The sequence below is a fragment of the Pseudomonas sp. MF4836 genome (genome assembly GCF_002018875.1).
In the GTDB taxonomy this organism is placed as follows: Bacteria; Pseudomonadota; Gammaproteobacteria; order Pseudomonadales; family Pseudomonadaceae; genus Aquipseudomonas.
Genome location: NZ_MVOL01000007.1, coordinates 216,659 through 230,271 on the forward strand (window position 1 = coordinate 216,659; position 13,613 = coordinate 230,271).

A 13,613-nucleotide genomic window follows, 5' to 3' on the forward strand; every position below is an offset into this window, starting at 1 on the left:
GGGATGAGCGTCCCGGACACCCATTTGGGACCACTGATGAGGGTAATAACTGTGCTTGAAGCCTACCGCAAACATATCGAAGAGCGTGCAGCCCTGGGTATCGTTCCCCAGCCGCTTAACGCCGAACAAACCGCAGGCCTGGTCGAGCTGCTGAAAAATCCTCCGGCTGGCGAAGAAGAATTCCTCGTTGACCTGATCACCAACCGCATTCCACCAGGCGTTGACGAAGCTGCTTACGTCAAGGCCGGTTTCCTGTCTGCCCTGGCCAAGGGCGAAGCCACTTCCCCTCTGATCGACAAGAAACGCGCTGTTGAACTGCTCGGCACCATGCAAGGCGGCTACAACATCGTGACCCTGGTCGAACTGCTGGACGACGCCGAGCTGGCGCCGGTCGCTGCCGCCCAACTCAAGCACACCCTGCTGATGTTCGATGCGTTCCACGACGTGGCTGAAAAAGCCAAGGCCGGCAACCAGCACGCCAAAGCCGTGATCCAGTCCTGGGCCGACGGCGAGTGGTTCAAGAACCGCCCAACCCTGGCCGACAAGATCAGCCTGCGCGTGTTCAAGGTCACCGGCGAAACCAACACCGACGACCTGTCCCCTGCCCCGGATGCCTGGTCCCGCCCTGACATCCCGCTGCACGCCCTGGCCATGCTGAAAATGGCTCGCGAAGGCATCGTGCCGGACGAGCAAGGCAAGACCGGCCCGATGAAGCAGATCGAAGAAATGCGCGGCCAAGGCTTCCCGATCGCCTACGTCGGTGACGTGGTCGGTACCGGTTCGTCGCGTAAGTCGGCCACCAACTCCGTACTGTGGTTCTTCGGCGACGACGTTCCTTACGTGCCGAACAAGCGCGCTGGCGGCTTCTGCTTCGGCAGCAAGATCGCTCCCATCTTCTACAACACCATGGAAGATGCCGGCGCACTGCCTATCGAGTTCGACGTTACCAACATGAACATGGGCGACGTGATCGACCTGTACCCCCATGCTGGCAAAGTCTGCAAACACGGCACCGATGAAGTCCTGACCACCTTCGAAATGAAGACCCCGGTCCTGTTGGACGAAGTTCGTGCCGGCGGCCGTATCCCGCTGATCATCGGCCGTGGCCTGACCGAGAAAGCCCGTACCGAATTGGGTCTGCCACCGTCGGACCTGTTCAAGAAGCCTGAAGCACCGGCTGAAAGCACCAAGGGTTTCACCCTGGCGCAGAAAATGGTCGGCAAGGCGTGCGGCGTAGCAGGCGTTCGTCCTGGTACTTACTGCGAACCGAAAATGACCACCGTCGGCTCCCAGGACACCACCGGTCCAATGACCCGTGACGAACTGAAAGACCTGGCGTGCCTGGGCTTCTCCACCGATCTGGTGATGCAGTCGTTCTGCCACACCGCGGCCTATCCAAAGCCGATCGACGTGACCACCCACCACACCCTGCCTGACTTCATCATGACCCGTGGCGGTGTATCGCTGCGTCCAGGCGACGGCATCATCCACAGCTGGCTGAACCGCATGCTGCTGCCGGACACCGTCGGCACCGGTGGTGACTCCCACACCCGTTTCCCGATGGGCATCTCGTTCCCGGCCGGTTCCGGCCTGGTAGCGTTCGCCGCCGCCACGGGTGTTATGCCACTGGACATGCCGGAATCGATCCTGGTGCGCTTCAAGGGCGAAATGCAACCGGGTATCACCCTGCGTGACCTGGTTCACGCCATTCCTTACTACGCGATCCAGGCTGGCCTGCTGACCGTAGAAAAGAAAGGCAAGAAGAACGCCTTCTCCGGCCGCATCCTGGAAATCGAAGGCCTGGACAACCTGAGCATCGAACAAGCCTTCGAGCTGTCCGACGCCTCGGCCGAACGTTCGGCTGCCGGTTGCACCATCAAGCTGTCGAAAGAGTCGATCACCGAGTACCTGAGCTCCAACATCACCCTGCTGCGCTGGATGATCGGCGAAGGCTACGGCGATGCGCGGACCCTGGAACGTCGTGCTCAAGCGATGGAAGCCTGGATCGCCAACCCTGAGCTGATGGTGGCTGATGCCGACGCCGAATACGCCGAAGTCATCGAAATCGACCTGGCTGAAATCAAGGAGCCTGTGCTCTGCGCGCCGAACGACCCGGACGACGCCCGTCTGCTGTCCAGCGTTGCTGGCGAGAAGATCGACGAAGTGTTCATCGGTTCGTGCATGACCAACATCGGTCACTTCCGCGCTGCCGGTAAGCTGCTGGATCAGGTCAAGGGCCAGCTGCCAACCCGTCTGTGGCTGTCGCCGCCGACCAAGATGGACGCTCACCAACTGACCGAAGAAGGCTACTACGGCATCTACGGCAAGGCTGGCGCGCGCATGGAAATGCCGGGCTGCTCGCTGTGCATGGGTAACCAGGCACGCGTAGAGCCGAACTCGACCGTTGTGTCGACTTCGACCCGTAACTTCCCGAACCGTCTGGGTGATGGCGCGAACGTCTACCTGGCTTCGGCCGAGCTGGCGTCGGTGGCTTCGATCCTGGGTCGCCTGCCGACCGTCGAGGAGTACATGGAATACGCCGCTCAGATCAACACCATGGCCAGCGATGTGTATCGCTACCTGAGTTTTGACCAGATCGCCGAATTCCGTGAGGCTGCCGCGAATGCCAACATTCCGGTGATCCAAGCCTAACGTTGTAAAGCACTGAAGAACGCCGCGTATTCCACAATACGCGGCGTTTTTTTATGCCTGGGATTTGTCCTCGGCGGGCCGGAGATTGAGCGCCGCCTGCACCGTGTCATCGACACTGGTGCCGCTGATCAGCACCCCGAGGGCCTCGGTCGAAGGCAGCGCAAGCAAGGCGGCCCGCGCCCTGTGCTTGACCCGGGCCAGGGCCAGGCCCTTGTGTTCCTGGCTGACCCGCAGAAAGAAATCGTCCAGGACCTCGATACTGGTGCCGTCCAGGTTGGGGGATTCCTCCAGGCTCAGCACCACCGTGTGCACCGGCGCCTCGGCATGCCGGATCAGCCGTAGCGCACCGCCCAGGATCCGTTCCGCGTTGGCAAAGAACAACGCCTCGCTCGGCCGCAGGATCAACACCCCGGGGACTTGCCGGGCCTGGGGATGGCGATTGAGGTCGACAAAATCATGCCCGCTGCCCAACTGCCCGAGAATCTGGATATCCGCCCCCGAAAGCTGGCGCAGCATCAGCACGATACTCACCCCGACCGCCATCAGCAGGCCGTCCAGCACCCCCAGCACCAACACCGCGGCCACCGCGCAGATCACCAGCAGCCGGTCGCGACGCCAGATGAAATAACGCCCCAGGGGCTCCAGACTCAGGCCTCGCCCCAGGGCGTGAATCACGATCGCCGCCAGCACCGGCTCCGGGGTCAGGGCGATATAGGGCAATACCGTCAGCACGATCACCAGCATCACCAGTGCCGCCGTCAGCCCCGCCAGGCGCGAGGTGGCGCCGGCAGCTTCGTTGGCCGAGGTCGCGGAATAACCGGCGCCGACCGGCATCCCGTGAAACAGCCCCGAGAGCAGGTTGGACGCGCCCAGGGCCAGCAGGTCTCGGTTGGACGACACCCGGTCGCCGTGCTTCAGGGCAAATGAGCTGATGGAGCCATAGGACTCGGCATACAGGATCATCACCATGGCAAAGCCCAGCTCCCCCAGGCGCAACCAGTCGGCAAACGGCAGCACCGGCAGGTTCGGCACTTCCAGCTTGAGTTCAATCACCCCGATCAGCTTGACCCCGTGGGCCTCGAGGTCCAGCCACTGCCCGGCGGCGATGCCGAGGATTACCACCAGCAACCCGCCCGGCAGGTAGCGAATCCGCCCGCACAGCCAAAGCACCAGCAACGCGGTGAGCGCCACGGCGGCGCCGGCCCAGTTCCACTGCGGCAGTTGCTCCAGCAACTGCGGCAGGAACCGCACCAGGTTGGGGTCCGTGAGGTGGACCCCGACCACGCTGGCCACCTGCTTCATGACGATGGTCAGGGCCAGGCCGAAGGCAAAGCCGCGCAGCACCGGCTTGGCGATAAAGGCCGTGACCCCGCCCAGGCGGAACAATCCGGCCAGGACGAAGAAGCCGCCGGTCAACAGCACCAGCGCAAACGCCAGGCTCATGCGCAAGGCACTGTCACCGCCGGCCAGAGACAGGGTCGCCGCCGCGAGCACGGCCGCGGAAGAAGAGGTCGCGGAGACAATCGCAAACCGGCTGTTACCCAGCAGGCCATAACACAGCAGGCCGGCAAACAGGGCAATCACCCCGGCCTGGGGCGGCAAGGCGGCGATGCTCGAATAGGCAACCGCCTCGGGCAGTAACAGGCCGGCAATGGACAGGCCGGCCAGCAGGTCACGGGAGCGTTCCGGACGCTGGACAACAGGGAGTTCGGGAGACGGCAAGGCGATGCAATCCTGGAGGTCGATCGTGGCCCCCAAGCTTAGTCGCTATCGCGGCAAGACTCTTGATATCAATCAGATATCTCGGCGAGCGTGCCTATGTCGCGCCTTGTTCCAGGCAAAAAAAACCGCCCCGGGCGGCAACCCGGGGCGGTCAGTGGAGCTCGGCAGATCAGACGCTCAGGGAATACACCAGCGCCGAGATCGCCACCAGGCCGACCAGGGTCACGAAGACATTGGAAGCCTGACCGCGATAACGAGCCATGGCCGGCACCTTGTGGATGGCGTACATCGGCATCAGGAACAGGATCGTCGCGATCACCGGGCCGCCCATGGTCTCGATCATCGTCAGGATGCTCGGGTTGAGGGTCGCCACGGCCCAGCAGATCACCAGCATGAAAGCGGCGGTGACCCGGTCCAGGGTTTTCGATCCCGGGCGCCGGCCGCTCTTGCCGATCAGGCCCTTGAGGCCTTCGCTGGCACCGATGTAGTGGCCGAGGAAGGACTTGGCAATGGCCACGAACGCAATCAACGGCGCGGCGAATTCGATGGTCGGGTTGTTGAAGTGGTTGGCCAGGTAGGACAGGATCGACAGGTTCTGGACCTTGGCTTCGGCCAGTTGCGCCGGCGACAGGGTCAGCACGCAACTGAAGACGAAGAACAGCACCATGCCCACCATCAACAGGTGGGCGCGGGACAGGATCTGCGAGCTGCGCTGTTCGGCGTGTTCGCCATAGCGGCGCTTCTGGTCCACGGCAAAGGCCGAGATGATCGGCGAATGGTTGAACGAAAACACCATCACCGGAATCGCCAGCCACAGGGTATGCAGGAAGGCCGAAGGCGCGGGGACATCGCTGACGGTGGCGAGGATGCCGCCATTCCAGTGCGGGATCAGGAACACCGCCAGGAACAGCAAGGCAACGATGAACGGATAGACCATCAGGCTCATGGCCTTGACGATCACCTGCTCGCCACAGCGCACCACCGCCAGCAGGCCAAAAATCAGCAGCAGGGCCAGGATCGCCCGGGGCGGCGGCGCGATGTGCAGCTGGTGGGTCATGAAGCTGTCGACGGTATTGGTCAGGGCCACGCTGTAGATCAGCAGGATCGGGAAGATCGCGAGGAAGTACAGGAGCGTGATCAATGCGCCGGCGGTGAGCCCGAAATGCTCTTCCACCACGTCAGTGATGTCCGCACCGTCACGCCCGGAAAGCACGAAGCGGGTCAGGCCCCGGTGGGCGTAGAAAGTCATGGGGAATGCCAGCAGCGCCAGGATCAGCAGCGGCCAGAAACCGCCCAGGCCCGCGTTGATGGGCAGAAACAGGGTACCCGCACCGATGGCGGTGCCGAACAGGCCCAGCATCCAGGTGGTGTCATGGCGATCCCAGCGACTGAGGGTCGCTGGGGCTGCCGCTTCAAAGCGTTGATCAACGCTATTGGCCTGATCATTCATCCGGTCGGATCTCCGCATTCCGGTCATTTGCCACTCGGCCAGGACGAGTCGGAAAACCCGACAGGCAGCGCCCTGGTCGAAACAGGGGCGCGATTGTCCGGGATTCGGTAACAGAAGCAAAGACTTAGCTGAGGAACGGTGTATTTGCCGGCATGGCTATAGCCGCTGCCGACGGCTCGGGCCGCGTTCGGACGCTGGCCATCAGCAGCAACGTGTCCATACCTGACACTCCACGGCGCCCGCTCCGACCAGCGCAGCCTCGCGGGCTCGGCAGCGGCTACAGGGACCAGTGTGAATGGCGCGCGCGACGTTGACAGCCCTGGGGCGACGACGGCATGATCGGACCCCATGAATATTTACGCGCTCAACCCCACCTCCACCACCACGACTGCCTTCGGCGGGTCGGATGGTGGCTGCGAGAGTTGAATACAGCGCAGTGACACCAAGGCCCCGCCAGCGATGGACGGGGCCTTTTGTTTCTCCGTCCAGCTGGCTTTCAAGGAGAAACACCATGCCATCAGCCCAAGCCAAGCGCCCCGCCCTGCTGGTCGTCGACATGCAAGTCGGACTGTTCAACGGCCCGGACAAACCTTTCGAACGCGAACGCGTACTGGAAAACATCAACCAACTGATCCGCCGCGCCCGCCAGGCCGGCGTGCCGATCTTCGCCGTGCGCCACACCGGCCCGGCCGAGTCGCCCATTCATGCCGGCAGCCCGTTGTGGCAGTTGCTGCCGACACTGGAGCTGGATGAGCAACACGACACCCTGTTCGACAAGACCCGCCCCAACTGCTTCTTCGGCACCGAACTGGCCGAGCGCCTGCACGCTGCCGACATCGGCCAACTGGTGATCGTCGGCATGAAGACTCAATACTGCATCGACAGCACCTGCCGCGCCGCCGCAGACCTGGGTTTTGCGCCCGTGCTGGTAGCCGATGCCCACACTTGCATGGACACTCCCGTGCTGACGGCCAAGGCGATCATCGATCACCACAACGCCACCCTCAACGGTGCCTTCGTACGCCTGGAAAACACCGTGGATATCGCGTTCTGACGCCACCCTGATCAGCCCGCCGCCCTGGCGGGCTTTTCCTCAAGACCTGATTGCGAGGCCTCTGGCCTGAACCTTTGCGCACCGACGGCGATTGCCAAAAGCCCCTCCAACCAGCACTCTTGAGCGCCCTGTCCTCCGCCTCAGGAACCCGCCATGCCCGCCACTGTTCTGGTCCTGGTTGAAACCATCAACGAATACCTGCCAATTCTCGAAGCCCAAGGCTTTCACCTGATCCTCGCACCCACGCCCAGTGAGCGCGCCCAAGCCATCAAGACCCATGCCGGGCAGATCAACGCCGTGCTGACCCGTGGTCCGCTGGGCCTGCATGCCGAAGAAATCGCCGCCTTGCCGCACCTGGAAATCATCTGCGTGATCGGCGCCGGTTATGAACAGGTCGACCTGCAGGCCGCCAGCAACCGCGGAATTGCCGTGACCAATGGCGCCGGAGTCAACGCCTCGTCGGTGGCCGACCATGCCCTGGCGCTGCTGCTGAGCCTGGTGCGTGACATTCCCCGGGCCGATGCCGCTGTGCGCCGTGGCGAATGGCCCAAGGTCATGCGCCCGTCCCTGGCCGGCAAACGCCTGGGGATTCTCGGCCTGGGCGCGGTGGGCCTGGCCATCGCCAAACGCTGCGCCCTGGGCTTTGACATGAGCGTGAGCTACCACAACCGCCGGCCGCGCACCGACCTGCCCTACCACTATTGCGAAACCCCGGCCGAGCTGGCGCGCCAATCGGATTACCTGGTCATCGCCACCCCGGGCGGCACCGACACCCGGCAGTTGATCGACAAACAGGTGCTGGCGGCCCTCGGGCCCGATGGTTTTCTGGTGAACATCGCCCGCGCCAGCGTGGTCGATACCGCCGCCCTGCTGCACGCCCTGGAGCAGCGCAGCATCGCCGGCGCGGCCCTCGATGTGTTCGATCACGAGCCCCAGGTTCCCGAGGAGTTGAAGGGGCTGCACAACGTGGTGCTGACGCCCCATGTCGCCGGCCATTCGCCGGAAGCCGCCCGCGACACTGTGGAAATGGTCGGTAAAAACCTGCGGGCCTACTTCTCCGGCCAACCCTTGCTGACGCCCCTCACCCTGCCTGCGCCGAACTGAACTAGAGTCAGGCCTGGGGTTTTCAAACGCTTGTATCAAAAGCAATGATTGCCCGGCAACACGCTCACCTATAAAGGCCCGCCACGATTGTGGCGGCCCGGTGTGCGCATTAGATTAGCCAATAATCTCTGGCCTCCAGAATAAGCAGAAGGGATAAGCATGGCGCTTACTGACCAGTCCACCCGTACTCGTTCCGGCGAAGAACTTGATGCCAACCTGATCGATCCGTACCTCAAGGCGCATATTCCAGGCCTTAGCGGTACACCGCAGATCAGCCAGTTTCCGGGCGGCGCTTCGAACCTCACCTACTTGCTGGAATACCCGGAACAGGAGTTCGTCCTGCGCCGCCCGCCCTTCGGCCACAAGGCCAAGTCGGCCCATGACATGGGCCGCGAGTACCGCATTCTCAATCAGCTCAAAGACGGTTTCCCCTACTGCCCCAAAGCCTATGTGCACTGCACCGATGAGTCGCTGATCGGCGCCGAGTTCTATGTGATGGAACGGGTCAAGGGCATCATCCTGCGCTCGGACCTGCCGCCGGAGCTGGGCCTGGACGCGAACCAGACCCAAGCCCTGTGCAAGAGCTTTATCGACAAGTTCGTCGAACTGCATCGCGTGGACTACAACGCCTGCGGCCTGGCCGACCTGGGCAAGCCCGAAGGCTATGTCAAACGCCAGATCGGCGGCTGGAGCGACCGCTACGAGAAAGCCCTGACCCCGGACGCGCCGAAATGGGAAGCGGTGAAAGCCTGGCTCAACGACAAGATGCCGGCCGACCACCCGACCTCGAGCATCGTGCATAACGACTACCGCTTCGACAACGTGATCCTCGACCCCGCCAACCCGATGCAGATCATCGGCGTGCTCGACTGGGAGCTGACCACCCTCGGCGATCCGCTGATGGACCTGGGCAACACCCTGGCCTACTGGATCGAAGCCGGCGACCCACCAGCAGTGCAACTGATGCGCCGGCAACCGAGCAACGCCCCGGGCATGCTGACCCGCCAGCAGTTCGTCGATTACTACGCCGAGCGCTCAGGCATCGAGATTGGCAACTTCGACTTCTATTACACCTACGGCCTGTTCCGCCTGGCGGGCATCGTGCAGCAGATCTACTACCGCTTCTTCCACGGTCAGACCCAGGACAAACGCTTCGCGCAGTTCATTCACATGAACAAACTGCTGGAGCAGATGAGCCTGCAAGTCATCCAGAAATCCAGCCTCTGATGGCGCCCCTCGCCTACAACAAGGAATAACCATGTCCAAGACCCAGTTGTTCGACCTCGATGGCAAGATCGCTTTCGTTTCCGGCGCCAGCCGCGGTATCGGTGAAGCCATCGCCAAGCTTCTGGCCCAGCAAGGTGCCCACGTGATTGTGTCGAGCCGCAAGCTCGAAGGTTGCCAGCACGTGGCCGACGCCATCATTGCCGACGGCGGCAAGGCCACGGCGATTGCCTGCCATATCGGGGAAATGGAGCAGATCAGCCAGGTTTTCGCCGGCATTCGCGAGCAATTCGGGCGCCTGGACATCCTGGTCAACAACGCGGCCACCAACCCGCAGTTCTGCAACGTGCTGGACACCGACCTGGGCGCGTTCCAGAAAACCGTCGACGTGAACATTCGCGGCTATTTCTTCATGTCGGTGGAAGCCGGCAAGCTGATGCGCGACAACGGTGGCGGCAGCATCATCAACGTGGCGTCGATCAATGGCATATCGCCGGGGATCTTCCAGGGCATCTATTCGGTGACCAAGGCTGCGGTGATCAACATGACCAAGGTCTTCGCCAAGGAGTGCGCGCAGTTCGGCATCCGTTGCAACGCCCTGCTGCCGGGCCTGACCGACACCAAATTCGCCTCGGCCCTGGTGAAGAATGACGCCATCCTCAAGACCGCACTGGCGCAAATCCCCCTCAAGCGCGTGGCCGACCCCAGCGAAATGGCCGGCGCCGTGCTGTACCTGGCCAGCGATGCCTCCAGCTACACCACCGGCGTGGCCTTGAATGTGGATGGCGGGTTCCTTTCCTGAGTTCGTCTGCTGTCGGACGACACGACTCCATCTGAAAGACCATGGCGCCTGTTGCGGCCAGCGCAGCCTAGCACTTGTAACCGCTGCCGCTAGGCTGCGCTGGCCCTCCCGAACAACCCAATCACACTGAAATGCAATGGCGCCTGTTGCAGCCTCGCGGGCTCGGCAGCGGTTACTGGCGCGTGTGAATTTTTATTCCACGGATTGCAATTAGCGAATATTTATTCCATAAATAGCCCTTCTTAAAATAAAAATTCTGAAGGGCGCGGCTATGCATGAGCTTGGAATTGGTCTGATCGGCACCGGCTTTATGGGCCGGGCCCACGCCTTGGCGTTTCGTCATGTAAGCGCGGTGTTCGAATTGCCCATGCGTCTGCACCTGGCCGCCCTGGCCGATGCCGATTGCCAGCGGGCCGAACACTGCGCGGCGGCCTGGGGTTTTGAGCGGGCCCACGGCGACTGGCAGCAGTTGATCGCCAACCCCAAGGTGCACCTGGTGGCCATCACCACCCCCAACCACCTGCACTTCCCCATGGCGATGGCTGCGCTGGCGGCCGGCAAAGCGGTGTATTGCGAAAAGCCGCTGGCAGTCAGCGTCGAGCAGGCCGAACAGATGCAGCAGGCGGCCAAGGCTGCTGGCGTGGTGACTCGGGTCGGCTACAACTACCAGCACAACCCGATGATCGTCCGCGCTCGCGAGCTGATCGAGGTTGGCGAACTGGGGCAGTTGCTCAGCTTCCAGGGTGAGTTCAGCGAAGACTTCATGGCCGACTCGGCTTCGCCCTGGTCCTGGCGCTGCGACCCGCAGCACGCCGGCGGCGCCCTGGCCGACCTTGGCAGCCACCTGCTGGCCATGGCCCGCTACCTGATGGGCCCGGTCAGCGCCGTATGCGCCGACACCCAGACCGTGCACCGCCAGCGCCCGGCCAGCAACGGCAGCCAGGAACAACGGCCGATTGCCGTGGACGATCAGGCCCACGCCCTGTTGCGTTTCGCCAACGGCGCCCGGGGGACGTTCAGCAGCAGTTGGCTCAAGCATGGCTACAAAAACCACCTGAGCTTCGAGATCAGCGGCACTCGCGGCACCCTGGCCTTCGACCAGGAACGACTCAACGAACTGCGGCTGTACCGTGCCGGCGAAGCAGGATTCCAGCGCCTGCTGGCCGGCCCCGACCTGCCCGGCTACGCCGCCTTCAGCCCCGCTCCCGGCCACCAGTTGGGTTACAACGAACTGAAGACCCTGGAGGTTCACGAGCTGCTGATGGCCGTAGCCGGCCAGGGCCTGGGCGGCACCGACTTCCAGGAGGCCTGGGAAGTCGAGCGCCTGGCCACGGCCATCCGCCTAGCGGCCCTGGAACAACGCTGGGTCAGCCTGCCGTAGCGGCTACAGGGGCAGCGCGGCCAGGCGTGCCGCCAGGTGCTTGGCCTGCAGGGCGACGTCGGTCACGGCGGTACTTTCCCACCACAGGCCACGCAGTGGCGGGCCCATGGCGAATAGGCGACTGGACACCTGCCCCTGGGCATCCAGCACCGCGCCACCGGGGTCGGCGGCAATCCCCAGGGCCAGCGGGCCGGGCTGGATCAGGCCCCGGGCCAGCAATTGCCGGGGCAGCGCGCGCGCCACCCGGCGCCAGTCGTATTCGATACCGCTGGAGTTGATCAGCGCATCACCCGGCACCTGGGTGGTGTGCGACTCCCCACGGCGGCGGATGCGAATTGCCAGGCGCCCACCCGCTCCAGGCTCCAGGCCCTGGAACGACGCCGCGTGGATCCGCAACCGGCCCTGCTCATGCAGGCGCGCCACCAGCTCGGCGCTCAAGGGTGGCGAGCGATGGTGATGGCTCTCCCACCAGGGCCGTACATGGCGCACGAACTGGCGGCGCTGGCGGTCGCTGGCCTGGCTCCACAGGCGGCCGATATGGGCACGCACCGTGTCCAAAGGTGCCTGCCAGTCAATCCCCTGGGCAATTGCCGCCCTACATTGACGGCGCAGCTCGCGCAGCAATTGCCGGGGGCTGCGAATACCCGGATCCCGGGCCAGGAAGTCTTCCCACACCGGCGGCTGGCGACGGACATGGGGCAACAGGCCATGGCGGGAAAACACCTCGATCGGCCCGCGATGCCCGGCCTGTTCCAGGGACACCACGGCATCGACCATGGTCAACCCGGAGCCGATGATCAGCACCCTCGCCTGCGGGTCCAGCCGGGCCATGGCCTGCACATCCCAGGGGTCCAGCGCCGCTGCATTCAAGCCACTGGATTCGGTCTGCGGCGTGCGCGCGGCGGGAAACATGCCGGTGGCCAGCACCCCATAGGCGCCTCGCAGTTGGCGTCCATCGGCCAGGGTCAGCAGCGTGCCGTCGGCATCGATCTCAAGGTCCACCACTTCGCCTCGGACATGGCGCACGGTCGATCCCTCGCGCGCGCCGAGCGCTTCGGCCTGGGCCAGCCATTGCTGGGCATACAGGCCGAAAAGGCCCCGTGGCGGAAACAACTCGCTGATCGGCACCCCTTGCTCGTGCGCCTCGGGCCAGCCGCCGTCCGCCAGGTAGCGGGTCAGCCATTGGGTCAGGTCATCGGCGTTGTCCGGGTCGACACTCATGCGCGCAGCATTGCCGTTCAGGGTATGGCCCAACTCCACCGCGCTGTAGGCCTCGCCGCGCCCCAGCTCGCTGCGCGACTCGAGCACCACCACCCGGCGCCGTCCCGGCAAGCGCAACAGCTGCCCGGCGAGCAAGGCTCCGCTGAGCCCGCCACCGACAATCAGGATATCGGCGCTGCCGGTCTCGGGGTGGACCTGGGCGTTGTGTGGTTCGCTCATGGGGTTCTCACGGTCAGTGTTTACCTAGGTAGAAATCATGCAGGTCGCCACGGGCCAGCAACTCGTCGGCGCTGCCCGACAGCACCACGCGCCCGGTGTCGAGCACGTAGGCACTGGAAGCATATTTGAGCGCCACATTAATGTTTTGCTCGGCGATCAGAAAGCTCACCTGCGCCTCGCGATTGAGCTGGGCGACGATCTGGAAAATCTCCTGGACGATAATAGGCGCCAAACCCATGGACGGTTCGTCGAGCAGTACCAAAGTAGGACGGGTCATCAGCGCGCGGCCGATGGCGACCATCTGCTGTTCGCCGCCGGAGGTCAGGCCGGCCTGGGTCTTGCGTTTGGTTTTCAGGCGCGGGAACCAGGCGTAGATCCGCTCCAGGTCCTGAGCCAGTTCGCGCCGGCTCAGGCCCCGGACAAACCCGCCGCTGCGCAAGTTGTCTTCCACCGTCAACTGCGGGAACACATGGCGCCCCTCCAGCACATGGACCATGCCCTGGCGCACCCGGTGGCTGGGGTCGACGCCCGCAGTGTCGCGGCCGAGAAACTCGATGCTGCCCCGGCTGACCTCCGCGCGCTCGGCCCGCACCAGCCCGGAGATGGCCTTGAGCGTGGTGCTCTTGCCCGCGCCGTTGGCCCCGAGCAAGGCAACGATGCCGCCCCTGGGCACACTCAGGGAGACCCCGGCCACGGCCAGAATCGCGCCGTCGTAGATCACTTCAATGTCCCGGACCTGTAACAGCGGGTCGCTCGAAACGGCGCTGGCGGCGTGGCTCATGGC

Annotated in this window: 10 protein-coding genes; 6 read left to right on the forward strand and 4 right to left on the reverse strand. The window is 63.8% G+C overall.

Annotated features, from left to right (window positions below):
• Positions 1–51: 51 nt before the first annotated feature.
• On the forward strand, positions 52–2,652 hold the full coding sequence (gene acnB, locus MF4836_RS18120; protein WP_078471425.1) for a bifunctional aconitate hydratase 2/2-methylisocitrate dehydratase: 2,601 nt from the start codon (positions 52–54) through the stop codon (positions 2,650–2,652).
• 51 nt (positions 2,653–2,703) lie between these two features.
• Here acnB and MF4836_RS18125 read toward each other — a convergent pair whose 3' ends face one another.
• Both MF4836_RS18125 and MF4836_RS18130 read right to left on the reverse strand, forming a co-directional pair.
• Positions 2,704–4,374, reverse strand: a complete 1,671-nt coding sequence (locus tag MF4836_RS18125) for a SulP family inorganic anion transporter (RefSeq protein ID WP_443217353.1) — start codon at positions 4,372–4,374, stop codon at positions 2,704–2,706.
• Positions 4,375–4,543: 169 nt separating this feature from the next.
• Positions 4,544–5,824 (reverse strand): serine/threonine transporter, encoded by a 1,281-nt coding sequence (locus tag MF4836_RS18130; RefSeq protein WP_078471426.1) that lies wholly within the window; start codon positions 5,822–5,824, stop codon positions 4,544–4,546.
• Between the two features lie 511 nt (positions 5,825–6,335).
• On the opposite strand from MF4836_RS18130, the gene MF4836_RS18135 reads away from it, so the two are divergent.
• The 5 genes from MF4836_RS18135 to MF4836_RS18155 all read left to right on the forward strand — a co-directional run bounded on the left by MF4836_RS18135 (position 6,336) and on the right by MF4836_RS18155 (position 11,389).
• The gene (locus MF4836_RS18135; protein WP_078471427.1) at positions 6,336–6,878 is read left to right on the forward strand and encodes a cysteine hydrolase family protein; all 543 of its coding nucleotides are present in this window, start codon (positions 6,336–6,338) and stop codon (positions 6,876–6,878) included.
• Between the two features lie 153 nt (positions 6,879–7,031).
• Complete coding sequence (locus MF4836_RS18140; RefSeq protein ID WP_078471428.1) at positions 7,032–7,982, forward strand: 2-hydroxyacid dehydrogenase; 951 nt, start codon at positions 7,032–7,034, stop codon at positions 7,980–7,982.
• A 159-nt stretch (positions 7,983–8,141) separates the two neighbouring features.
• Positions 8,142–9,209, forward strand: a complete 1,068-nt coding sequence (locus MF4836_RS18145) for a phosphotransferase family protein (RefSeq protein ID WP_078471429.1) — start codon at positions 8,142–8,144, stop codon at positions 9,207–9,209.
• Positions 9,210–9,240: 31 nt separating this feature from the next.
• Positions 9,241–10,008: an SDR family oxidoreductase gene (locus MF4836_RS18150; RefSeq protein WP_020300650.1), complete on the forward strand. Its 768-nt coding sequence runs from the start codon at positions 9,241–9,243 to the stop codon at positions 10,006–10,008.
• Positions 10,009–10,279: 271 nt separating this feature from the next.
• On the forward strand, positions 10,280–11,389 hold the full coding sequence (locus tag MF4836_RS18155) for a Gfo/Idh/MocA family protein (RefSeq protein WP_078471430.1): 1,110 nt from the start codon (positions 10,280–10,282) through the stop codon (positions 11,387–11,389).
• A 3-nt stretch (positions 11,390–11,392) separates the two neighbouring features.
• Here MF4836_RS18155 and MF4836_RS18160 read toward each other — a convergent pair whose 3' ends face one another.
• The gene (locus MF4836_RS18160) at positions 11,393–12,829 is read right to left on the reverse strand and encodes an FAD/NAD(P)-binding protein (RefSeq protein ID WP_078471431.1); all 1,437 of its coding nucleotides are present in this window, start codon (positions 12,827–12,829) and stop codon (positions 11,393–11,395) included.
• A gap of 13 nt (positions 12,830–12,842) precedes the next feature.
• On the reverse strand, positions 12,843–13,610 hold the full coding sequence (locus tag MF4836_RS18165; protein ID WP_020300647.1) for an ABC transporter ATP-binding protein: 768 nt from the start codon (positions 13,608–13,610) through the stop codon (positions 12,843–12,845).
• Between the last annotated feature and the right edge of the window lie 3 nt (positions 13,611–13,613).